Annotated in this window: 21 protein-coding genes; 9 read left to right on the top strand and 12 right to left on the bottom strand. The window is 65.2% G+C overall.

Translation table 11 applies throughout. The features are described from left to right. The first annotated feature begins 75 nt into the window (after positions 1-75). The 3 genes from ACIQ3B_RS06050 to ACIQ3B_RS06040 are packed head-to-tail and all read left to right on the top strand — an operon-like array spanning position 76 to position 3493. The gene (locus ACIQ3B_RS06050; protein WP_397400627.1) at positions 76-1995 is read left to right on the top strand and encodes a TonB-dependent receptor plug domain-containing protein; all 1920 of its coding nucleotides are present in this window, start codon (positions 76-78) and stop codon (positions 1993-1995) included. Next, a complete protein-coding gene (locus ACIQ3B_RS06045; protein WP_397400625.1) occupies positions 1995-2576 on the top strand; it encodes a hypothetical protein in 582 nt (193 codons plus the stop codon). Before ACIQ3B_RS06050 ends, ACIQ3B_RS06045 begins: the two co-directional genes overlap by 1 nt. Beyond that, a complete protein-coding gene (locus ACIQ3B_RS06040) occupies positions 2573-3493 on the top strand; it encodes a cobalamin-binding protein (RefSeq protein WP_397400624.1) in 921 nt (306 codons plus the stop codon). Before ACIQ3B_RS06045 ends, ACIQ3B_RS06040 begins: the two co-directional genes overlap by 4 nt. Here the strand turns inward: ACIQ3B_RS06040 and ACIQ3B_RS06035 are convergent. The 9 genes from ACIQ3B_RS06035 to ACIQ3B_RS05995 form a co-directional block, all read right to left on the bottom strand. Continuing rightward, positions 3490-4758, bottom strand: a complete 1269-nt coding sequence (locus tag ACIQ3B_RS06035) for an alpha/beta hydrolase family protein (protein ID WP_397400622.1) — start codon at positions 4756-4758, stop codon at positions 3490-3492. The genes ACIQ3B_RS06040 and ACIQ3B_RS06035 overlap by 4 nt on opposite strands. Before the next feature lie 174 nt (positions 4759-4932). After that, positions 4933-5094, bottom strand: coding sequence for a hypothetical protein (locus ACIQ3B_RS06030; RefSeq protein ID WP_397400620.1), 162 nt, complete (start codon positions 5092-5094; stop codon positions 4933-4935). Between the two features lie 99 nt (positions 5095-5193). Continuing rightward, positions 5194-5514 carry a 2Fe-2S iron-sulfur cluster-binding protein gene (locus tag ACIQ3B_RS06025; protein WP_397400618.1) on the bottom strand — a complete coding sequence of 107 codons (321 nt, stop codon included), beginning with the start codon at positions 5512-5514 and terminating at the stop codon, positions 5194-5196. Between the two features lie 20 nt (positions 5515-5534). Beyond that, on the bottom strand, positions 5535-6758 hold the full coding sequence (locus tag ACIQ3B_RS06020; RefSeq protein ID WP_397400616.1) for an NAD(P)/FAD-dependent oxidoreductase: 1224 nt from the start codon (positions 6756-6758) through the stop codon (positions 5535-5537). A gap of 521 nt (positions 6759-7279) precedes the next feature. Then, complete coding sequence (locus tag ACIQ3B_RS06015; RefSeq protein ID WP_397400614.1) at positions 7280-9313, bottom strand: TonB-dependent receptor; 2034 nt, start codon at positions 9311-9313, stop codon at positions 7280-7282. Between the two features lie 370 nt (positions 9314-9683). Beyond that, positions 9684-10634 carry a FecR family protein gene (locus tag ACIQ3B_RS06010; RefSeq protein WP_397400612.1) on the bottom strand — a complete coding sequence of 317 codons (951 nt, stop codon included), beginning with the start codon at positions 10632-10634 and terminating at the stop codon, positions 9684-9686. Between the two features lie 130 nt (positions 10635-10764). Then, positions 10765-11310: an RNA polymerase sigma factor gene (locus tag ACIQ3B_RS06005; RefSeq protein ID WP_397400611.1), complete on the bottom strand. Its 546-nt coding sequence runs from the start codon at positions 11308-11310 to the stop codon at positions 10765-10767. Between the two features lie 114 nt (positions 11311-11424). After that, positions 11425-12618 (bottom strand): 3-(3-hydroxy-phenyl)propionate transporter MhpT, encoded by a 1194-nt coding sequence (gene mhpT / locus ACIQ3B_RS06000; RefSeq protein ID WP_397400609.1) that lies wholly within the window; start codon positions 12616-12618, stop codon positions 11425-11427. A 278-nt stretch (positions 12619-12896) separates the two neighbouring features. Then, entirely contained in the window at positions 12897-14531 is a 1635-nt protein-coding gene (locus tag ACIQ3B_RS05995; protein WP_397400607.1) for a peptide ABC transporter substrate-binding protein, read from the bottom strand. 160 nt (positions 14532-14691) lie between these two features. Between ACIQ3B_RS05995 and ACIQ3B_RS05990 the strand changes: the two genes are divergently transcribed. Continuing rightward, entirely contained in the window at positions 14692-15882 is a 1191-nt protein-coding gene (locus ACIQ3B_RS05990) for an ImmA/IrrE family metallo-endopeptidase (protein ID WP_397400605.1), read from the top strand. After that, positions 15882-16358 (top strand): DUF4411 family protein, encoded by a 477-nt coding sequence (locus ACIQ3B_RS05985; protein WP_397400603.1) that lies wholly within the window; start codon positions 15882-15884, stop codon positions 16356-16358. Before ACIQ3B_RS05990 ends, ACIQ3B_RS05985 begins: the two co-directional genes overlap by 1 nt. A 299-nt stretch (positions 16359-16657) precedes the next feature. Here ACIQ3B_RS05985 and ACIQ3B_RS05980 read toward each other — a convergent pair whose 3' ends face one another. Beyond that, positions 16658-17398 (bottom strand): hypothetical protein, encoded by a 741-nt coding sequence (locus ACIQ3B_RS05980; RefSeq protein ID WP_397400601.1) that lies wholly within the window; start codon positions 17396-17398, stop codon positions 16658-16660. Positions 17399-17460: 62 nt separating this feature from the next. After that, entirely contained in the window at positions 17461-17895 is a 435-nt protein-coding gene (locus ACIQ3B_RS05975; RefSeq protein WP_397400599.1) for a Dps family protein, read from the bottom strand. Between the two features lie 181 nt (positions 17896-18076). Between ACIQ3B_RS05975 and ACIQ3B_RS05970 the strand changes: the two genes are divergently transcribed. Together ACIQ3B_RS05970 and ACIQ3B_RS05965 are read left to right on the top strand one after the other, a co-directional pair. Then, a complete protein-coding gene (locus ACIQ3B_RS05970; protein ID WP_397400597.1) occupies positions 18077-18280 on the top strand; it encodes a hypothetical protein in 204 nt (67 codons plus the stop codon). Between the two features lie 33 nt (positions 18281-18313). Further along, on the top strand, positions 18314-19090 hold the full coding sequence (locus tag ACIQ3B_RS05965; protein ID WP_397400596.1) for an alpha/beta fold hydrolase: 777 nt from the start codon (positions 18314-18316) through the stop codon (positions 19088-19090). 10 nt (positions 19091-19100) lie between these two features. On the opposite strand, the gene ACIQ3B_RS05960 is transcribed toward ACIQ3B_RS05965, so the two are convergent. Next, on the bottom strand, positions 19101-19538 hold the full coding sequence (locus tag ACIQ3B_RS05960) for a PleD family two-component system response regulator (RefSeq protein WP_397400594.1): 438 nt from the start codon (positions 19536-19538) through the stop codon (positions 19101-19103). Positions 19539-19821: 283 nt separating this feature from the next. Here ACIQ3B_RS05960 and ACIQ3B_RS05955 point away from each other — a divergent pair, with 283 nt between their 5' ends. Next, positions 19822-20238 (top strand): rubrerythrin family protein, encoded by a 417-nt coding sequence (locus ACIQ3B_RS05955; protein ID WP_397400592.1) that lies wholly within the window; start codon positions 19822-19824, stop codon positions 20236-20238. Between the two features lie 111 nt (positions 20239-20349). Next, entirely contained in the window at positions 20350-21720 is a 1371-nt protein-coding gene (locus tag ACIQ3B_RS05950) for a (Fe-S)-binding protein (protein WP_397400590.1), read from the top strand. The last annotated feature ends 16 nt before the right edge of the window (positions 21721-21736 follow it).

Here is a 21736-nt window from a genome sequence, read left to right as displayed (position 1 = left end):
TCCGCCGGCGACATCGACCGTTCGCGCGGACGCCCTGGCCATTCCTCGCTCGACGCCCGGAATGTGATTCTGGTCATGAAAATTCTGATCTCTCTTATCGCCTTGGCTGTTGCGCTCGCTCCCGACGCGGTCTCCGCCCAGACCCCGAAACCCACCGTGGTGGACACCCTGGTGGTCACCGCCACCCGCTCGGGCCAGGCTCAAACCACGGTGCAGATTGGCGGCTCCGTCACCCTGCTTTCACCCGAGGTTCTGGAACGCCGCCAGTTGCGCGACGTCTCCGACATCCTGCGCGATGTGCCGGGCGTCGCCGTCAGTCGCATCCCCGGCCAGGTCCAGGTCCGCCTGCGCGGGACCGAGGGCAACCACACCCTGGTCCTGATCGACGGCATCGAGGTGTCGGACCCCTTCGCCGGGGAGTTCGACTTCGGCTCTTTGATCGCCGATGACGCCGCCCGCGTTGAGGTGCTGCGCGGCCAGCAGAGCGCCCTCTATGGCTCCGACGCCATCGGCGGGGTGATCCACTACATCACCGCGACAGGTCGCGAGGCGCAAGGCGCCAGCGCCCGCACCGAAGGCGGCTCATTTGGTAGCCTGAACGCCGCCGGCCGCATCGCTGGCGTCGTGGGCGACCTCGACGCCGCCCTGACAGCCTCGCTCGTCACGACCGAAGGCTCCCCCGGAGCCCGGGGCGGCACGCGGAATCTGGGCCGCCAGAGCGGCGCGATTTCCCTCAAGTCCACCTGGTCGCCCGCGCCAAACCTGCGTCTGACCGCCGTGGGCCGCTTTGCCCTCACTGAAGGCGACAACAACAACAGTGATTCCCGCACCGCCAGCCCCACCTTTGGCTTCATCATCGACAGCCCAGGGGTCCGCTTTGAACAACGTTCTGTGAACGGATCCCTGCGCGGCGAACTCGACCTGCTGGACGGCCGGTGGACCCACGCCCTCTCGGCCCAGGTCGCCGACTACCAGCGCGATGGCTTCAACCTGCGCGGCCGTAGTTCCGGCAACGAGGGCCGCCGCAGCAAGGCTGCTTACGAGACCACCTTCCGGTTCGGCCAGGAGACTGCCCGCCAGCACCTGACCTTTGCCGCCGACGCCGAGCGCGAGACCTTCCGCAACACCGACCCTTCCGGCTTCGCCTCAAGAGGCCGCCGCAATGCCGGCAACCTGGGGCTCGTCGGTGAGTACGGTCTCGACCTCAACGGTAACGCCGCTTTCGGCGCGTCGTTACGCCACGACGTCAACGACCGGTTCGCCGACGCCACCACCTGGCGGGTCCAGGGCAGTTACCGCCTCGCCAACGGCCTGCGCCTGCGCACCGCCGCGGGGTCCGGTGTCAAGAATCCTGGCTTCTATGAACTCTACGGCTTCGCTGACGGCCGCTTCATCGGCAATCCAGACCTCAAACCCGAGCGCTCCGAAGGCTGGGAGGCCGGCGTTGAGCGGGCGTTTGCCGATGACGCCATTCTGGTGGGGGCGACGTACTTCGACAGCCGCCTGAAGGACGAGATCTTCACCACCTTCCCGCCGCCGCGCTTCATCGCCTCGCCCGCAAACCGCGCTACCCTCTCAAAGCAGCGCGGGGTCGAGACCTTTGTCCGGGCCCAGCTGACCCCGGCCTGGCGTATCGATGCGTCCTATACCTACCTGCGCGCCCGCGAGAACGGTGTCGAGGAAGTCAGGCGTCCGGATCACATCGCCAGCGCTGCGCTCGACTGGCGCGCACCGGGCGACCGGGGCGGGGTCAACCTTGTCGTCCGCTATACGGGCCGCCAGACCGACCTGGCCTTCATCAACCGCAACTTCGTGCCGTCCCGCGTGACCCTGGAAGACTACACCCTGGTCAACCTGAACGGTGATCTGAAGATCAACCAACGCCTTGCCCTGTTCGGACGCGTCGAGAACCTGTTCAACGCCGATTACGAGGACGTCTTCTCCTTCGCCACGCCCGGTCGTGCGGCCTATGTCGGCCTGCGGGCGCGGTTCTGATGGGCTCGGTCACATCGCCCCCCGCCCCCTCCCTGAACAGGACCCAGCGAGAGTCGGACATATGGGTCGGCGTCCTCGCGGTCTCCACGCTAGTGGGAACCCTGGCGGCCTCCTGCCTGATGCCCTTTGTGGCGCTGGCGGTCACGGCGGCGGCGACCCTGCCGATCCGCAAGGCGGTCATGGCGGTCGTGGTCATCTGGCTGGCCAACCAGGTTCTGGGTTTCACATTGCTGGGTTTTCCACTCACACCCCCGACGTTCGCGTCGGGGGTCGTGTTGGGCCTTGGAAGCCTGACCGCCCTGGCCATTGCCCGCTCGGTGGTGGGCAAGGGTGAAGTCCTTGTCGTAACGCGCCTGGTCTCGGCCTTCGCCCTGGCATTCCTTGCCTACGAACTTCTGTTGTTCGCATTCGCCTACGCCGGCCTCGCGGGATCAACCGACATGTTCACCCCGCAGATCGTTGCCCAGGTGGGTGTGAGCGACGCGATCTGGCTTGCCGTCCTGACAGCGCTTCGGCTGGGCCTCTCCCACGCCGCGCCGGATCAATTCGGTCCCGTCCCCGCGGTGAGGTTTGCGGGATGACGGTCGCGCCGAGGCTGGTCTCCCTTCTGCCAAGCGCCACGGAAATCGCCGTGGCGCTGGGTTTCGGCCCCGAAATCCTGGGTCGCTCGCATGAGTGCGACTTTCCGCCCTGGATCCGCGCCCTGCCGGTCTGCACCGCCACCAAGCTGCAGAAAGGGCTGACGTCGCTGGAGATCGACAATCGGGTTCAGGAGATCGTCCGCCAGGGCCTTTCCGTCTACGAGGTCGACGCTCCACTGCTGCGATCCCTTGCCCCGGATGTAATCCTCACCCAGTCGCAGTGTGCCGTCTGCGCCGTCACGCCGCGCGATCTCGAGGAGGCGCTAGGCGCGTGGATGGGCGATCAGCCGCAGTTGCTGTCGCTCGCTCCGGACACCCTTTCCGATGTCTGGGATGATCTGCGTCGCGTCGGCGCCGCCACCCACGCTGAAGCCGCAGCCGAACGGGCTGTAGATGAACTTCAGACTCGACTTGAGGTCCTGCGAAACCGGCATCGTCCCGATGTCAGCCGTCCTACGGTCGCGGCTATCGAATGGATCGATCCTTTGATGGCGGCGGGCAACTGGGTCCCGGAACTGATCGAGATCGCCGGGGGCCAACCCCTGTTTGCCGCGGTCGGGCAACACTCACCCTGGCTGGCGTGGGAGGCTTTCGTCGAAGCCGACCCCGATGTCATCATCATGATGCCCTGCGGCTATCAGATCGCCCAAACGATCGGTGATTTGGCGCCGCTTTCGAGCAGACCCGGCTGGTCTGAGCTATCCGCCGTCCGGCGGGGGCGGGTGTTTGCTGCCGACGGCCATCACTTCTTCAATCGTCCTGGCCCACGCCTGGTGGAGTCTGCCGGGATCATCGCGGAAATTCTCGATTCAACGCCTGCCGGGACAGGGAGTCCCGGCCGCTGGATTCGGCTTTAGGGCGCCGCCGTGGCGTGATGCAGTTCAAGGCCGACGGCGTGGTTGCGGGGAAACCCCTTCCACGTCGCGCCCGGCCCGCCGGGGCTGATGGCCCCGTAGCCTGCGGGCCCGCCCGCCGGCCATCTCGTGGCGTTGGAGAATGCTGTATCAGTGGCCAGGTACGCCAGACGGCTCGCATCACCTTTGACCCAATAGTCCAGGAAGGCGGTGATCATGTGCTGCTGGATCGCCGCCGTGCGCGCCTTGCTCCAGACCGGGTCCTCGAACCAGTCCTGATCCCAGATCTGAGTTCGCATCTGATCCGGCGCGCCGTTCATGCCGATGTTGTGACCGCCGTTCTGGAACACCAGCAGATAGCGGTCGGCCCTCACCGCCTGCTCAAAGATCGTCCGCACCCCGTCGGCGAAACCCACCGTGCGGTCGCGGTCCCCGCCGATCACCAGCAAGGGGGTTTTGAGCTCGGCAAGGCCAACCGGCCCCCAGGCCCTGAAGCTCCCGCCCCCCGCGGGGGCCATCACCGCCACGGCTTTCAGCTCGGGAATCGCAAAGACGCCCGCCAGTTCCCCACCGCGCGCATAGGGCTTCATCTGGCCCCCCGGCACAGCCAGCGCGGCCCGTCCGGTGGGGTCAAGGCTGGCCCCGGCCACGGTCAGGGCGCCGTAGCCGCCCATGGAATAGCCGACCACCGCCACCCGATCAGGATCGAGGTTGGCGAGGCTACCATCCCGCGCCTGGGCAATCAGGGTTCGTGCGACAAAGCTGATGTCCAGCGGTCGCCGCATCAACGGTTGTCCAGCCCTGGACAGGTCGCTGATATCTGGATCGCGGTGGTGGATCGCGGCCACCACATAGCCCTTGGAGGCCAGGTTCTCGGTCAGCCAGGTCATGGCCGCCGGCGTCCCGCTGTAGCCGTGCGAGACGATCACCAGCGGAAACCGCCCCGCGACCGGCGACGCGCCGCGCACCGCCAGTCCCTCGACTGTAAATGCCGCCGGCTTGCGCGGCGGCTCGCTGGGCAGGGTGTCAGCATAGGTGACCGTCCTGGCGCCCGCCCGCACCATTGCCGGATACCAGATGTCCACCGGCAAAGGCCGCTCCGCCCCGCCCGGCTGGTTGCGGTCGATGAGGGTGATTGCGCGCAGACCTACCCCATGTGGCCCCAGTCGGGCCAACTCCGGCGCATCGATACCCGGCCGGCTCAGCGGCGCCGCCGTCGCCCCGGCGCACCAGAGGGCCAGCGCCAGCCCGATCCAGACTCTCAGCATTCTCCGCCCTCCGCTGTACCCTGCGCCCGCTGTCGGCGGACGGCGAGGGTCACGCCACATGGCCTCCAACGACTTTGGATCCCGTCGTCCCTCAGACCCGGTCGAATTGCGGGCTCCGGAGATCAGAAGGCCTGGCTGGGTGTGCCGATCAAGGCGGCGAAACTCCAGCATGCCCTACCGCGAAACCCACGGCGCCCGTTTGCCGGAGCCGCCCTTCGCCGCCGCCTGCTCGCGCTGGAACCGTCCGCCCCTGGGCGGCCTGGGCCGCGCGGCCAGCGCCGCCTGTTTCAGGCGGAGCACCCGCTGGAGCGGGGTCTCGTCGGGATCATCGGACATGGCGGAACGATCGGGCCACGAACGCGCCGGCGCAAGGCAAAAAGCGGCGGCCAACCTCTTCTCCCGCGCGATGTGGGGGGAGCCTGTCAGGCAGTCTTTCTAGTGCTGGCTTTCCGGCAGATTGACGACCAGGCCGTCAAGCGCGTCGCTCATCTTGATCTGGCAGGCCAGGCGACTATTGGGCTCAACGCCCTCGGCAAAGTCCAGCATGGACTCTTCCATGGCCGACTTTGTACCGGTCTTGGCCAGCCATTCGTCCTTCACATAGACGTGGCAGGTGGCGCAGGCGCACGCCCCGCCGCAGTCGGCGTCGATGCCGGGGATGTTGTTCTTCACGGCGCCTTCCATGACGGTCAGGCCGGTCTTGACGTCGATGACGGTTTCGGTGCCGTCGTGCTGGATATAGGTGACTTTAGCCATACGCCCCTCATACGCCGCGTTCAGGCGGCGACCTCTTTCATGGAAATGGTTGGGTCCGCAAGTCTGGCTTTGTCCACCGGCTTGCGATTCAGGATCAGAAGCTTGCCCATCATGAACTCGGGCGGCGAGTTGATCGCCTCCACGGATTGCACCTGGTCACCCTTCAGATGGAAGATTGCGAACTTCGCGGTCGCGGGATCGCCGCGCAGGATCACGCTGTCCGCGTCGAACGCGTAGCCGGCGATCTGGAGCTTCAGGTCAAACTGGTCCGACCACTGCCAGGGGCACTCCCCGGCCGGGCGCGGGCGGCCCATGATGGCGCAAGCGACCTGCTTGGCCTGTTCCAGGGCGTTGGGCACGCTTTCCATACGGAACATGCGATCGTAGATCGGCATCGGCCGGTAGGCCACGTCGCCGATGGCGAAGATGGCGGGGTCAGAGGTGCGCGCGTCCAGGTCCACGACCACGCCGCGCGAGGTTTCCAGGCCGGCAGCCCTGGCCAGTTCATCGTTGGGGTGCGCGCCGACCCCCACCACCGCAGCGTCGCAGGCGATCGTACGGCCGTCGGCCAGAGCAACGCCGGTGACCTTGCCGTCCTGGCCTTCGAACCCGGTCACGCTGGCGCCCAGTTCGAAGTGAACGCCGTGCTTTTCGTGATAAGCCTTGAAGAAGGTCGAGAGTGGCTCGGCCGCAACGCGGGCCAGCAGGCGGGCCTCACGCTCGATCACCACCACCTGGGCGCCCAGGGCGCGACCGGAGGCGGCGACTTCGAGGCCGATATAGCCGCCCCCCACCACGGCCAGGGTCTTGCCCGGTCCCAAGGCGGCCTTGAGCGCCTCGGCGTGGGCCGCCGTGCGCAGGAACATGATGCCCGCCAGGTCCGCGCCAGGGATCGGCAGGGCGATGGCTCGCGCGCCGGTTGCCAGGATCAGGGTGTCGTAGCTGAGCGTATCGCCGTTCGACAGTGCCACCGTCCGGGCCGCGCGGTCGATCGCTGTCGCCGTCACATCGGATCGGAAGTCGATTTTGTTCTCGGCGTAGAATTCCAGCGGCTTCAGGGCCAGCGAGTCGGCGTCGGCCTCACCCTTCAACCAGGCCTTGCTGAGTGGCGGCCGCTGATACGGCGGGATCGGTTCATCGCCGATCAGGGTGATCGCACCCTCATGGCCATACTGGCGCAACAGAGCCGCAGCGGTTCCCCCTGCATGCCCCGCGCCCAGGATCACCACATGTGCATCGCTCATACCCTACCCGATGCCCAAAAGTGACGGTGGCGTCAACTTAAGCCTCCTCGCTCCGACATATCAATGCCGCCGCTGATGGCCCGGACCCGGACGGTCGGCCAGCCTGCAGCGCGTCGATTCCAGGAGCCAGCTGGCGCCTATGCGCCGGAATCAAGAAGCCCCGACCGAGGTGTGACGTCCTCGTGCCGGGGCGATGGTCTTGACGAGCACCGTGACTGGAGATCCGGCACGTCGCCTGCCGCAGTCCGAGCTGGCTGCGATTAGCCTGCGGACCTTAACACCAACATTCCCGTCGGCCAAATCACTTTCATTTGTGAGTCATGGGGGAAGGCGCGGTCCTGACGCTCTCCATCGTCAGGACCGCCCAGCCCTCTGCAACGCGACCTTGGGCTCGGAACACGCGCTGCATCTGACTGCTGCGCCCGGTCAGAGGCGCAATATCCGACCTGAACTTCTCCAGAAAGCCCAGGATCTTGGAAGAGACGTCACGCGGTAGAGCTTTCCCTACGCGCGCCCGAAAATTAAATTGCGGCGGAAAGGGTGATCCCCACCGTCACCGGCCGTTGCGGGGTGATCTGGCGAACGAGGCCAGGATTGAAGGGGTTGCCGAACGCGAAAGTGTCGCTGAAAGAATCCAGCGGATTCAAAGCGTAAACCTGCAGGCCCACCGGTCGCCCGGCCAGAGCGCCGAAGACTTCGGCGGAAAGTTTGGTGCGAACGAACCCCCCGGTTTTCGGCTGGCTGGCATCGAAGGTGACACGCGACGGCCCCACATAGGTGAACTGGCCGACCAGCCGCAGGGTCCAGTCGCCGATCAGCGCCTGCTCGTAGCTGAGCAGGGCGCCTCCGGAAAATGCGGGCGCGCCGGGCAAGGCGTTCACGACCCTGGCGGTGAAGTCTGAATTGGCGTCCGAGATCCTGACCGTCGAAACGCGACCGTTGATCTGGGCCGTGAAGCCTCCCGCCCGCGCCGCGATCTCGGTCTCCATGCCCAGCACCCGGGCGTCGCCAGCATTGATGGTGTAGGGCACGCCGGACGGGCGATACTGGTCGGTCTGGATGTTGTTCCACAAGTCATAGAATACCGACGAGTTCATCGACAGCGCCCGCGACAGTCCCTCCAGCTTCAGTCCGGCCTCAAGGTTGATCAGGCGGTCAGGCCTGAATGTTGAGCGTTTCTCCGCCAACGGCACCGCGCCACCGGAATTGATCCCCCCGGACCGATAGCCTTCCGAGGCGACTGCATAGGCCATGTTCCCGGGGCTGATCGCCCAGGTCATCGAAATCTTCGGCGACACGCCCCGGAAGTCCACCGACCGGTCCAGCGAGCGGGGCGCGAAGTTTTCGGAATCCACATCGGAAAGGGTCCGGGTGTGGACGGCGAAGACGCGTGCGCCAAGGGCCAGGGTGACATCCGGCGTCAGTCGATAGGATCCCTCTCCATAGGCGGCGAGCTCACGGATGCGGTCGCGCCGATCATCGCCGTACACCGGAATGAGCGGCACCCGGGGCAGCTGGACCGAGTATTCTGTCGGCGACTCCACGGCCGTGTAGGAACCGTAGATCCCGGCCAGCCACTCCAGCGGCCCCGCGCCCCGGGAGGTCACATAGAGGTCCTGCACCAGCATCCGCGTTCGCGTCCGCTCGGAATAGGCCGAGGTCACCCCGGTCCGGGTGTAGAGGTCCTTGGTGGCGGTGGCGTCGAAAATGCTGCCGTAGCGATGCTGCACCACGCCGGTCGAGGAGACCAGATCACCCCAGCCCCAGGATCCCTTGATCGTCGCCGTCGCCAGTTCGATATCGTTCACGTGCGGCTCGCGGATGCGGACCGCGCGCTTCAGCCCCATGCCAGGGGCCGTGTAGTGCGTATCGCGCGAGCGCAGGTGCTGGCCCGCCACCGTAAGCGTCGCCGACCAGGTGTCATTGGGTTCGAAGGCCACCATCAGGCGGCCGCCGCGCCGGACCGTCTGATCGACGTTGCGGCGTTGCTGCAGGATGTCGTCCAGATAACCGCCCTGAACCTCATCGTAGGCCGACAGCCGGATGCCCAGGTTGAGGGCCTCAATGGGCACATTTACATGTCCCTCCACCGCGCCGCTGGGGGCGCCGCCCCGGGTGATGGCGCCTGTGGCGCGAACCTCGGCCGAGAAGTCCACGAGGTCGGGCTTGCGGGTGACAATCCGATAGACGCCGCTGAGTGAGCCCGCTCCGAACAGGGCCCCCTGGGGCCCCCGGGCCACCTCCAGTCGCTCCACATCAACCAGGCGAAGGTCTGGATCCGGCGCATTGTAGTTTACCGGGATCTCATCGAGGTAGGTGGCCACGGTCGATCGCGTTCGACCGGTGTGGGCGCCGTCCGAAAGGCCCCGCAGCAACAGCTTGTTGCGTCCGGGACCGAGATTCGTCACCAGCACGCCGGCGAACTGGCTGGCCGCCTGGCCCGCGTCCGACGCGCCGGTCGCCTCCAGCCCCACGCGCGGGATGGTGGTGATGGCCACGGCCAGTTCGCGTGCATTGCGAACCCGCTTGGTGGCGGTGACCAGAACGTCGGTCAAGGTGACGGGGGGATCCGGCTTCGGCGGCTCAATCCGGGGGATCGGAGAGATCTCCACTGCGCCGGGGGCGATCATGCGCCAGGTGCAGCGCGCGCCGGTCAGTGTCCTGGTGAGCGCCTGCTCCAGCGTCAGGGCGCCGGAAAGGCGGGTTGCCGAGTAGCCGTCGCAGGACGCCGCACCGATCAGGGTGACGTTGGCCTGCTGGGCGATATCCAGCAGCGCCTCGGCGTAGGTCTGGGGTTCGATCTCGAAGCGGATACGCGCCGATGCAGCCTCGGCGGAGTCGCCGATTCCGAATGCCGTCGCCAGAAAGGCAGCGGCTACCAGATGCCGACGATCAAGGATATTCCGCTCCGACCTGACGCGCGCCCTACTTCCGGAGAAGCAGCAGCTTCTCGCCAGAAGGTATCGATCTTATAGGCAGCATCAAGCTCAGGCGCGCAACAACCGAAGCTTGGTCGTCCAGCACAATTACGCCGGTGACCGGCGTCCGGCCGAGCTCGGGATCGGAAACTTCGATCTGTTCGACAAACTGGCGGTTCAGGTCGGCCACCACATTGGCCAGCGGTTCGGCGCGATAAACCAGCCGACCAGAGCGCCAGCTGAAGGTTTCCTGCGGATCGACCGCGCTCAGCCTTTCAAGACCCGTCCCGTCAATCTCCAGCCTCTGGCCCGCCGTGAGCAGGAAAGCGCGACCTGATGTCGCAGCCTTGGCCGGACGGACATCCACCTTCCCGCGGGCCACCGTCACGCTCAGCCCGTCATGGCGATTGCGGACGTCGAACTGGGTTCCGACGACGCGGACGACGTGGTTCGACGCCGCCACGGTGAACGGACGACCCGCGTCATGCGCGACGTCGAAGATCGCCTCGCCGTCGGCCAGGGTGACGCGCCGCGCGCCCCGGCTGAAGCTCACGCTGAGTTTGGTCTCGGCATCGAGGTCGACCACCGAGCCGTCGGCCAGGGTGATCCGCTGATGCTGTCCCTTGCCCGTCGCATAACTCTGGATCGCGGGTCCGGCCAGCAGCGAGGGCATGACCGCAATCGCCAGCCCGGCCGCAACGGCGAACCCGCCGCCGCCCACCAGCCAGCGACGCGAGAGCCCGGGCCGGGCTAGCGTCCGTACAGGCCGGTTTGCCGCCGAAAGTTCGACGAGCACAGCATCTGCTGCGGCTTCATATTCGTGCCAGAGCGCAAGGGTGCGACGGTAGGCGACTGCGTTGGCCGGCGATTCCGCCAGCCAGCTTTCGAATTCAAGGGCGTCGGCTTCGGAGACATCGTCGCGCTGCAGGCGCGCGAGCCAGGCGCTGGCGTTCGCCATCGTCCCTTCCTCGTCGCTTACAATGCCAATCATCAGCCAGCCTGCTCGATCTGCGCGGTCTGCGCCGAACAGCGGAAGAGACGGCGCCGCGCGGCTCTACCCCTAGGTCGGGCGAAAGATTCATCCGTCCTCACGTACGCAACCTCTGCGCCAGGTTGGCGATCGCGGCCTGGATGTGCTTCTCGACCATTTTGACGGACACCCCCATGGCGCGCGCCGTCTCGGCCTGGCTCTGTCCCTCAAGCTTGTGAAGCCGGAACGCCTGGCCCATCTTGGGGGGCAGGGCGGCCACCGCTTCGGCCAACAGATGCACCCGCTCTTTCGCCACCAGCACCTCGTCGGCCGCCGGTTCGCCGGCGACGTCCTCCCCGCCCACGGTGGCATGGGTGTCCATCCGCCATTGCCCGTTGCGTCGTGACGCACGCTGCGTACTGCGGACATGGTCCACCATCAGGTTTGCAGCCATCCGATAGAGCATGGCCACCGGCGCCCGGACATCCGCTCCGGCGTCCACGGCCGCGACCTTGATGTAGAGATCCTGGATCAGGTCCTCGGCGGTCGCCATGCAGCGGGTCCGCGACGCCAGGAACAGCAGAAGGCTCTCGCGCTTCTCGATCAGCGCGTCGAGGAGCGGGCCGTGCTCTCCCGCCTGTTCCGTCGACCCCGCCGGCGCCAAGACTATTCCCCAGGACCGTCGCGGCATACGCGACCCTTCGTTGAGCGTTGAATGGCGAAAGTTAGCGCCTGAGCCAAGTGCTTTCACCCGACGGAAGGCGAATGTGATCCCTGGCTAGGCCTGATCCCGAGCCGTCCGCGCCAGAGCCGCCAGCGCCACAGCGGCGATCAGGGCGACCGGGGCCATCGAGAGGATCACCGCATCGGCGGTCACCCCGGCATTGCGCAATTCCCCCGCAATCAGAGGCCCGATGATCGACCCGAAACGGCCCACGGCTACTGCCGTACCGGCGCCGGCGGCCCGGACGTGGGCGGGGTAAAGCCGGGGCGCCACGGCATAGAGCGAGAACTGGGCGCCCATCACCAGAAACCCGGCGGCGGCCGAGAGGATCAGGATCATCGGCGCGGCCCCGGCCGACGCCAGCCCGGCCATGGCTGCGGCCAGTCCCAGATAGACCCCCACCAGCGGCCAGCGCCATCCGGCCCTGTCGGTCAGGGCGGCGATCCCCAGCGATCCGACCACCCCGGCCAGGTTGAACGCCATGGCCGCGGCAAACCCCTCGGCGGGCGCCTGGCCCTTGGCGATCACCAAGGTCGGCAGCCAGTTGAGCGCCAGGTAGAGCACCACCAGCGTCATCATGAAGACCAGCCACAACAGCACCGTCGGCAAGGCGCGACCTTCGCCGAACAGGGCGCGCGGCAGGCTGTGATCCGCCCCGGCCTGGGGCTCGGGCCGCGTCTCCGGCAGCCAGCGCGCGATCAGCGGCAGCAGCAGCAACGGGATCACCCCGCCGGCGATGAAGATCATCCGCCAGTCCAGCGCCTCGCCCGCCACCCGGCCCACCAGCGCGGCAATGGCGCCGCCCGTCGGCATGCCGCAGAACATCGCCGCCACCGTGCCGGCTCTGCGCTCTGGCCGGGCGATCTCGGTGGCGATGGCGATCAGGTTCGGCATCGCCCCGCCAAAGCCGATTCCGGTGGCGAACCGGGCCCAGAGTAGGGTGTCGTAGGTGGGGCTGAACGCCGTCGCCAGCGAGAACAGGCCGAAGGCGGCGACCGAGGCCATCAGCACCGGCTTGCGGCCGATCCGGTCCGCGAACCAGCCGCCCGCAAAGGCGCCGATCACCAGACCCACCATGGCCACGCTGGCGGCCCAGCCCTGCTGCGCCGGCGTCAGCCCCAGATCGGCCACCAGCTGCGGCGCAGCGATCCCGAACGCCTGGATGTCATAACCCTCGATGGCGGCGATCAGAAAGCAGATCAGCACCACCAGGCCGGCGCGGTTTGCGGGTTTTGTCTGTTGGCTCATGGTTCTCCCCCTTCCGGGACCGTAGCGTCATTTACGTTGGTCGTAGAATTGGCTCACCCGCCCCTTCGCCCCTTGTGGGAGAAGGTGGCCTCGCGAAGCGAGGTCGGATGAGGGGTCGATAGTCCTCTCCGATAAGGCATTGAAATCATTTCGATAGGGCGGCGCGACCCCTCATCCGTCAGGCTTCGCCTGCCACCTTCTCCCACAAGGGGCGAAGGCACTCAGCACTGAGCGCGTTACTCCGGAATTGCGCATCGATCCCCTCGGCGCCCGCAACCTCAGCCCTTCAGGCACATCCACCGCGTCCGGTGGAAATTGGGGGGGTTGGCGACCCAGCCGGTGACGCGAGGGCTGACCAGATTGCGGTTCACCACATAGAAGATCGGCGCGATGGCTTCCTCGTCCAGCATCAGCTGTTCGGCCTCGGCCAGGATCCGCGCGCGCTTGCCGATGTCCGGCTCCTGATCGGCGCGAGCCAGCAGGGCGTCGTAGGTCGGGCTCTTGTAGTCGCCATAGTTCTGCCCGCCGGTGTCGGATTTCAGCAGGCCCAGGAAGGTCACCGGATCGTTGAAGTCGGCGAACCAGCTCATGGAGCCCACCTCGAAGGCGCGGTTGCGATAGGCCGCAAAGGCGACCGCGCCCTCGTTCTGCTGCAGCGTCACCTCCACCCCGATGGCCCGCCAGTCGGCCTGCACCGCCTCCATCAACAGCAGGGTGTTGGAGTTGTTGGCCGACAGGATGGTGATCTTCAGTGGCCGCCTGGCTGTATAGCCGGCTTCGGCCAGCAGGGCGCGCGCCTCCGCCTGCCTCTGGGCGAACGGCTTGTCGGCCCAGCGCAGCCTTGGACCCTTTACATAGTTGGCGGTGATCGGCGGCACGAAGGCATAGGCCGGCTCCTGCCCGGCGCGCAGCAGCTCCCGCGTGATGAACTCCCGGTCGATGGTCATGGACAGGGCCCGGCGCACCCGCCGATCCTTGAAAGCCGCCACATCGCGCGTGTTGAACGAGAGGTATGAGGTCGCGGTGCCCACATCCACGCGCACCGTATCGGGCATCTCGGCCTTCAGGCGCTGATAGCGGTTGGACTGGAAGCTGGTGTTGATGTCCAGCTCGCCCCGCGCCACCTGGCGCTCGGCGCTCACCACATCGGGCGTGGGGTAATAGTTGATGCGGTCCAGGCACACGTTCTTCGCGTCCCAGAACAGGGGGTTCTTCTCCACGGTGATCTTGTCGCCCAGCTTCCAGGCGGTCAGCTTGAAGGGCCCGTTGGACACATAGTTCCCCGGTTGCACCCAGGCGTCGCCCAGCTTCTCCACCACATGCCGGGGCGCCGGGAAGAAGCTCTGGTGCTTGGTCAGTTCCGGCAGATAGGGCGCGGGGTGCGCCAGCGTGATCTCCAGCGTCAGCGGGTCGATGGCCCGCACGCCCAGCGAGGTGAGCGGCGCCTTGCCCTCATTCACCGCCTGCCCGCCTTTGATCACATAGAGCAGGTAGGCGTAGATCGAGGCGGTCTTCGGATCCAGCGTGCGGCGCAGGCCAAACACGAAGTCATCCGCCGTCACCCGCGCCCCATCCGACCACGTCGAGGGCCGCAGATGAAACGTCCAGACCAGCCCGTCGGCGCTGGTCTCCCAGTGGGTGGCGGCGCCGGGCATGGGCGAGGCGTCCGGCGCATCGGTGGTCAGACCCATGATCAGATCACCGATGATCGAGGCCTCATCCACCAGATTGGCCTTGCCCGGATCCAGCGTCTGCGGCTCGGCATTGTTGCCATACTCCAGACAGACCTTGCCCGGCGGGCACGCGGGCCGCTGGACCGTATCCTGACAACCGGCCAGGGCGAGGGCGGCGAGGGCAGCGGCGAGGGGCAGGAGTCTGGGCAAGGCGGCGTCCGAAGCGAAGCGATGCGCCATAAGTCTACGCCGCAGGGGGCGATGTCGAGATGTGGTGTGGGGGATGGGGGATTGGGGGCGGATTGCATTTGAACGCCTGACTACCGCCACCTCACTACTATAGGATGGCGTTAACCCATCGTGTAAGATGGTTGTCCGCGTTTTCACCAGGGAGGGGAGCATGGCGAAGCGATTCAAAGCCACGATAAACCCCGCCCTACTGACATGGGCGCGTGACACCGCTGGCTATGATCTGCCAGTGGCCGCCGAGAGGTTGAAGATCGCTGACTATGTCCTAGCGTCTTGGGAAGCCGGTGACGACCAGCCTTCTATTTCTCAGCTCCGGAAAATGGCGGCGCTCTACAAGCGGCCTCTTGCGGTTTTGTATCTCCCCGAGCCGCCCACCGATTTCCAGGCTATGCACGACTTCCGACGGCTGCCGGACTTCGGACCCCGCCGATTCTCGCCAGGACTCAGCCTCGAGGTGCGACGCGCGCAGCAACGCCGTCAATTGGCGATCGAACTCTACGAAGAAAACTTGGCGAAGCCGGCATCATTCACTTTGACTACGACCCTCCGTGCTGATCCGGAAGCGGTGGGTGAACAGATAAGGGCGGCGTTTCGCGTTCGGCGAGACCAACAGTCGCGCTGGGGAAACCAACTTCACGCATTCCGCGAGTGGCGGACCAAGATCGAAGAGGCTGGCGTGCTCGTCTTCCAGGCCTCGCGAATCGAGAGCGACGAAGCGTCCGGCTTTGCCTTGTGGGCGGAAAAGTTCCCGCTGATCGTCGTCAATCGGAAGGATGTATATCCTCGGCGCACCTTCAGTCTCCTGCATGAGCTCGCGCACCTAATGCTGCGCCAGTCGGGTGTGTCTGAACTGGATGTGGATGCACCCCGCCCGGCCGCCGATGCCGCGGTGGAGGTGTTTTGCAATCATGTTGCAGCCGCCACATTGATTCCGCGTGCAGCCTTCTTGGCGGAGCCGCTGTTGACACAACGTCCCGGGGTCCAGGAATGGCCTGACGATGCAATCGAAGTCTTGTCGGGTTCGTACAATACGAGCCGCGAAGGTGTTGTTCGACGGCTGCTAACCTTTGGTCGAGTAACTCAGGATTTCTACAATCGGAAGCGCGCGCAATACGCCGCCGAGTTTCGGGCCCAGCGCCAGCGTGAGCGGGAAGGTCGCGGGGATCAAGGCATTCCTCGGAACATGCCGCTCGAGACGATCGCGGATTTTGGCCGTCCCTTCATTCGGGCGGTCATTGAGAACTACCACCAGGACCGCATTACACTGTCTGACGTGTCGGGGTACCTTGGCGTTAAGGTGCGGCATATTCCCGTCATCGCGTCCCAGGTCGGCATGGCCTGATGCCGGCAACGGTGTACAGCATCGACACGAGTTGCCTCGTTCATGGCTGGCACCGCGCCTATCCGCCGAAGCGATTCCCGGGCCTTTGGAAGCGCATCGACGAGCTGATCGATGAGGAGCGGTTGGTCGCTTCAATCGAGGTCTTCAATGAACTGGAAAGAAAGGACGATGAGCTCCGCGCCTGGGCGAAGGATCGAAAAGCCGCGCTATTCCGCGAAATCGACGACGATGTGCAAGGTGCTGTGGTCCACGTGATGGCCGCTTATCCCAAGCTTGTCGACACCGGGAAAGGAAAGTCCGGTGGCGACCCGTTTGTGATCGCTCAGGCGCTCGCGGGCGATCCAGTGCTCACTGTTGTCACCGAAGAGCAGGGCGGATCTGCGGAGAAGCCGCGCATCCCCTTCGTGTGCCAGGCCGAGGGCGTTCCCTGCATTAATCTTTTGGCGCTCATCGACGCGGAAGATTGGACATTCTGAGTCAGTCGCGGCGCGTCGCTGCCCTAGCCTCCGGTCCGGCTTAGATTGCGGCCAGCACCGCGGCCAGCAGCATGTGAGTCAGCTTGTAGCACGAAGTGAAACTATGGCCCGGCGACGGCGATTGCCGCCTGACAATCTCTCGCAGTCTAGCTGTCCTCGGCAGGATAGATATTGAGGTGACTTGATAGCTATCCACTCATTCTAGCCGAATGCGTGCGATAGGTCACATGAGGATAGTTATGGTATCATCGAAAGTCGGCCCGGTGCATTCATCGTGATGACGCCTCTCAGCCCTTGTCTCAAGCCTTCACGCTGAAGGTCCGCTCTCCAACCTTTATGATGAAGTCTCCCGTGGCAGCATCCCAGCCTGGTTGATCCCCGAAGAACGTCGGGCCATCGAATACGCACTCTTTGATCGTGGCGACAAATTCTTCGTCTCGGCCGAGCGACAGGAGCGTGGTCGATAATACCTCTCTGAACTTGACCTCAAGTTCGGCGCACTGTGCGAGCGCGGCGGTGGTCACACTGTCGAGGGCGACCATGACGTCCTTGCTCGTGTTGAGGCGGATGTATACGCCCCGGACACGGATGAGCGTTTCCGTGACCCTGAAGACGAGGGCATCGCGCAACCACGGCGTCTCAGGATGAAATTCTCCGTATCCGTGGTGGGCCAAGACTTTGTTCCGCAGGTCGACAACCAGCTTGTGTTGCGCTTTTCTATCGCCCTTGAGGTGTCGATCTCCCAGCATGGAAAACCGTTCAGATGCCGCATCGGAGACCGCCGCGCGGCAATAGCTGATAACCGCATTGACCAAGAGGGAGTCGAAGATGGCAGCTTCGGCCTCGCTGGTAGCTTGTCGATGCCCGTCTTCCGAGGGCCCTATTTTCATCAATTGAGTGATCGCGCCGCGTGCGAAGTCGAGGTCGGCTTGGATGGCGTAAAGACTCCAGAGCTGCTGAATCTGGATGCACACTCCAGCATACTGCTTTTCTGTCTTCAGGCGTTCATAGACGGCCTTGAGGTCGATCCATGGCATCATCGCGCCAGTGTAGAGGCAACCTTGGGCAGCTACCACTGGGGCCTGAATGAGCCCACCACCCCCTAACCCAGCGTCGCCCGGATCATCCAGGCATGCTTCTGATGCGCATCCACCCGCGCGTCGATCACCGCGGCGGTGACGTCGTCGGCGCCTTCGCGGGCGGCCTTGGCGGTGGCGATCAGGGTGGCGTGGTCGGCCAGGAGTTCCTGCAGCATGGCCTCGGCGTTGCGCGCGGGGTCGCCGTCCTGGATGCCCGAGAGCTTGCCGAAGGCGCCGTAGCCCTGCGGCGCGGTCTCGCCCAGGGCGCGGATGCGCTCGGCGATCAGGTCGATGGCGGTCCACATCTCGGTGTATTGCGTCATGAACAGGGTGTGCAGACTGGAGAAATTCGGGCCGCGAACGTTCCAGTGATAGCCGTGGGTCTTCAGATAGACCGCATAGGTGTCGGCCAGCAGGCCCGACAGGCCGGCGGCGATGGTCTTGTCAGGGCTGGACATGGGGCTCACTCCTTGAGGTCGGTTTGAAAATACGTCCGCAGGCAATTTGGTTCCAATCGATCTTTGTTTCGTTTTGCATAGAACAGATCGATGACAGCGTGATGTCGCTTGGCGCCCGGCCCCCTTGGGCTATCGTCATCCCATGACAGCCCATCAGAGGCTGCGCCCGGAGGGGATCCCCATGAAATTCACCTGGTTCAACCTGATGCCCTGGCCCTATCTGCCGGATGATTTCCGGGAGAAGAACCGCTCGGTCTGGGTGGCTAGCTCCTTGAGCGGAGCTTTCGATCGCTGTATCGCCGCTCGGACGGCGTACGTGGTCGTGGCGCTGCCATGGAGTATCTGGCCCATAGGTCCTCCCGGAATGAAGGATCAGCTTGGCTGATTCCCCCACACTCCGGGACCAGACACCTAGACCATGGAGCTGAAAGCCGTATCGACCCACCACGTTCCGGTCCGCTACCTCGAGGGCGGATCCGGCCCGCCTCTGGTCTTCCTGCATGGCGCCGGCGGCGTCACTGCCGATGATCCGTTGCTGGCCGAGCTGGCGAAGACCCACCACGTCTACGCCCCGCTGATCCCCGGCTATGGCGACAGCGAGGAATGCCCTGAGATCCGCGACATGCTGGATTTCACGCTGCACACCTGGGACGTGGTGGCGGCGCTGGGCCTGAAGGATCCTGTCCTTGTGGGTCACTCCATGGGCGGCATGATCGCCGCCGAGATGGCCGCTGTGGCCCCCAACGATGTCTCGCGCCTGGCCCTGATCTGCCCGGCGGGCCTTTGGGATGACGAACACCCCATCGCCGACCTGTTCGCCACCCTTCCCTATGAGATGCCGGCGCTACTGTTCCACGACGCCGCAGCCGGCGCCGCCATGTTGACCGCCGGGCGCAATGTCACGGACCCCAATTTCCTGCAGACCTATCTGGTCACCAACGCCCGCCAGCTGGGCATGGCAGGACGCCTGCTGTTCCCGATCCCCGAGCGTGGGCTCCAGCCGCGGATGTACCGGATCACGGCGAAGACAGTGGTGATCTGGGGGGACTCAGACCGACTGATCCCGCCGGTCTATGCCCACGGGTTCAAGAAGGGCATCGCTGGCTCGGATCTGGTATCGATTCCAGAGGCCGGCCACATGGTGACCCTGGAGCACCCGGCGTTGGTGGCCGACGCCATCCGCCGATTGGGCTAGATGTGGAGCCTCAGGCGACTTTCGCGCGGCCAACGACGTCTCCTGGAGACGGCTTGTTCCTGCTGCGGTTATCCTGAAGGCACCAGGCGATCCGGCTCGCCAGCGCTTCGATGGTGAACGGCTTGATCAGAAATCCTACGATGCCAAGGCTCGTGCACGCGCCCACGTAGCGTGCGTCCGACATGGCTGACATCATGATGACCGGCAACTTCACAAGCTCCGGGTCAGCCCGGATGGCGCGCAGGACGCCCAGACCATCCAGTCTGGGCATCAGGGAGTCGAGCACGACAACCGAAGGGCGTGTCCTGGATAGCATCTCTAGCGCTTCCAGGCCGTCTTCCGCCTCCCGGATATCCAGATATCCCAGGGCGCGCAGGCCTGTGCGCTGCACTTGTCTGAACGGCGCCTGATCGTCGACGATCAGAATTTTCGCCTTCGCGTTTCGCATGCCAGATCGCGCCTCAATCAAGTACGCAAATGGATATCAATGTTCGTTTAAAACCGACGCCCGTTAAGATCGCGTTATCGACACTGCGTATCGCAGGTAGCATGTTCCGTCCTAAATCCGGCGCGTCAGGGTGATTATGTTCCGGGGCCTGGGGGCATAGAGCGGCTCTATGAGCAGTATAGAGGATATCATGTTGTCGTCCTCCTGATCGGAGGTCCATAACCCACGCGTCAGACGCGCAGCGAAGGCTCGGAGCCTCGCGCACCCCAACAGGAGATGATCCATGTCGCTTGCCACCAGCAAGACTATCGAGAACCTGAAGGCCGCCTTCGCCGGCGAGAGCCAGGCTAACCGTCGCTACCTCTATTTCGCCCAGAAGGCCGACGTTGAAGGCTACAATGACGTGGCCGCCGTGTTCCGCTCCACCGCCGAGGGCGAGACCGGCCACGCGCACGGTCATCTCGAGTTCATGGAAAGCGTCGGCGATCCGGCCACCGGCCTGCCGATCGGCCCCACCGGCGACAACCTGAAAGCCGCCATCGCCGGAGAGACCCACGAGTACACCGACATGTACCCGGGCATGGCCCGCACGGCCCGTGAAGAAGGCTACGACGAGATCGCCGACTGGTTCGAGACCCTGGCCAAGGCCGAGAAGTCCCACGCCGGTCGCTTCCAGCGCGCCCTGGACACGATGGAATAGGCGAAAACTTACAGGCTTCCCTTCTCCCCTTGTGTGAGAAGGGAAGCGGTCGCCTCCGCCAGCATAGCGTGATCTGGCGAACGCCTTTGGGAGAGGAGAAGGACAAATTCCATGGCCGATAGTCCGACCTCAACGCCGCCCCGCGAAGGCAGCCTCGACGCGCCGTTCCGCCGTCCGATCCTCTGGCAGGATGAGGATTACTACGACCTGGCCAAGGTCGAGGCCGAGATGGAGCGGGTGTTCGACATCTGTCACGGCTGCCGGCGCTGTTTCAATCTGTGTGACAGCTTCCCCAAGTTGTTCGACATGGTCGATGAGAGCCCGACCGGCGAGCTCGATAGCGTCGACAAGAAAGACTACGCCAAGGTCGCCGACGCCTGCACGCTCTGCGACATGTGCTTCCTGACCAAGTGTCCCTATGTGCCGCCGCACGAGTTCGACCTGGATTTCCCGCACCTGATCCTGCGCTATCGGGCGGCCAAACGCCGGGCGGGTGAAAAGGACTTCGTGCGCGAGCAACTGGGCCTGACGGATCGCAACGGCAAGTTGGCCAGGCCGGTTGCCGGCCTCGCCAACTGGGCCAGCGCCCGCGAGAACACGCCGCTCCGCAAGATGCTGGACGCCGTGGCCGGGATCGACGCCGAGGCCAGCCTGCCTCAGTACCATTCGAAGACGGCGGCAGACCGCCTGAAAACGCCCCTGGCGCCGAACCCTGAGGGCCCGGCATTCGGACTGCGCAAGGTCGCGCTCTATGCCACCTGTTTCGTGGACTACAACGCCCCGGACACCGCTGTCGCCGCAGCGAAGGTGCTGGCGCTGCAAGGGGTTGAGGTCAAGCTGGTCTATCCGGAATGCTGCGGCATGCCCCAGCTGGAGGCCGGCGATGTGGCCGACGTGGCCGGCAAGGCCCGGCGGGTAGCCGCCGTCTTCGCCCCCCTGATTGACGAGGGCTATCAGGTGGTCGCGCTGACTGCCTCCTGCGGGCTGATGATGAAGTTCGAGTGGCCGCTGATCCTGCCTGAGGACGCCGCCGTGAAACAGTTGTCTGCCGCCACGCGGGACGTTTCCGAGTATGTGGTCGAATTGTCGAAGTCGCTGGGTCTCGCCCCCGGCCTGACGCCGGTCGAGGGCGGCGTCACCTTCCACCACTCCTGCCATTCCCGGGCCCAGAATATGGGCGCCAAGTCGGCGGAGATGCTGCGCCTGATTCCGGAGACCAAAGTCGACATCGTCGAGCGCTGCTCCGGCCACGGCGGCACCTTCGGCGTGATGAAAGACACACGTCCGATGGCGCTGAAGGTCGGGCGGCCGGCGGCGCGCCAGGTTGCGACCAAGGCGAACGCAATCCTTTGCTCCGACTGTCCGCTGGCCTGCAAACACCTCGGCCAGATCCTGGCCGACGAGGCCAAACCGGACAGCCCGAAAGCCCCCCGCGAAGCTCACCCTGTCGAGATTTTCGCCCAAGCCTATGGGATCCGCTGATGCCGCTGGAAAGCCG

The sequence above is a fragment of the Phenylobacterium sp. genome (assembly GCF_044358365.1).
GTDB lineage: Bacteria > Pseudomonadota > Alphaproteobacteria > Caulobacterales > Caulobacteraceae > Phenylobacterium.
This window is presented reverse-complemented; position numbering and strand designations above follow the sequence as displayed.

Bases quoted from the DNA above. Each gene is read 5' to 3' on its own strand.
- ACIQ3B_RS05980 (WP_397400601.1), bottom strand. From the start codon at position 17,398: ATGATGCCATGGATCGACCTCAAGGCCGTCTATGAACGCCTGAAGACA.
- ACIQ3B_RS06050 (WP_397400627.1), top strand. From the start codon at position 76: ATGAAAATTCTGATCTCTCTTATCGCCTTGGCTGTTGCGCTCGCTCCC.
- ACIQ3B_RS06025 (WP_397400618.1), bottom strand. From the start codon at position 5,514: ATGGCTAAAGTCACCTATATCCAGCACGACGGCACCGAAACCGTCATC.
- ACIQ3B_RS05950 (WP_397400590.1), top strand. From the start codon at position 20,350: ATGGCCGATAGTCCGACCTCAACGCCGCCCCGCGAAGGCAGCCTCGAC.
- ACIQ3B_RS05960 (WP_397400594.1), bottom strand. From the start codon at position 19,538: ATGCGAAACGCGAAGGCGAAAATTCTGATCGTCGACGATCAGGCGCCG.
- ACIQ3B_RS05975 (WP_397400599.1), bottom strand. From the start codon at position 17,895: ATGTCCAGCCCTGACAAGACCATCGCCGCCGGCCTGTCGGGCCTGCTG.
- ACIQ3B_RS05985 (WP_397400603.1), top strand. From the start codon at position 15,882: ATGCCGGCAACGGTGTACAGCATCGACACGAGTTGCCTCGTTCATGGC.
- ACIQ3B_RS06020 (WP_397400616.1), bottom strand. From the start codon at position 6,758: ATGAGCGATGCACATGTGGTGATCCTGGGCGCGGGGCATGCAGGGGGA.
- ACIQ3B_RS06030 (WP_397400620.1), bottom strand. From the start codon at position 5,094: ATGTCCGATGATCCCGACGAGACCCCGCTCCAGCGGGTGCTCCGCCTG.
- ACIQ3B_RS06010 (WP_397400612.1), bottom strand. From the start codon at position 10,634: ATGGCGAACGCCAGCGCCTGGCTCGCGCGCCTGCAGCGCGACGATGTC.
- ACIQ3B_RS05955 (WP_397400592.1), top strand. From the start codon at position 19,822: ATGTCGCTTGCCACCAGCAAGACTATCGAGAACCTGAAGGCCGCCTTC.
- ACIQ3B_RS06045 (WP_397400625.1), top strand. From the start codon at position 1,995: ATGGGCTCGGTCACATCGCCCCCCGCCCCCTCCCTGAACAGGACCCAG.
- ACIQ3B_RS06040 (WP_397400624.1), top strand. From the start codon at position 2,573: ATGACGGTCGCGCCGAGGCTGGTCTCCCTTCTGCCAAGCGCCACGGAA.
- ACIQ3B_RS05965 (WP_397400596.1), top strand. From the start codon at position 18,314: ATGGAGCTGAAAGCCGTATCGACCCACCACGTTCCGGTCCGCTACCTC.
- ACIQ3B_RS05995 (WP_397400607.1), bottom strand. From the start codon at position 14,531: ATGGCGCATCGCTTCGCTTCGGACGCCGCCTTGCCCAGACTCCTGCCC.
- ACIQ3B_RS05990 (WP_397400605.1), top strand. From the start codon at position 14,692: ATGGCGAAGCGATTCAAAGCCACGATAAACCCCGCCCTACTGACATGG.
- ACIQ3B_RS05970 (WP_397400597.1), top strand. From the start codon at position 18,077: ATGAAATTCACCTGGTTCAACCTGATGCCCTGGCCCTATCTGCCGGAT.
- mhpT (WP_397400609.1), bottom strand. From the start codon at position 12,618: ATGAGCCAACAGACAAAACCCGCAAACCGCGCCGGCCTGGTGGTGCTG.
- ACIQ3B_RS06035 (WP_397400622.1), bottom strand. From the start codon at position 4,758: ATGCTGAGAGTCTGGATCGGGCTGGCGCTGGCCCTCTGGTGCGCCGGG.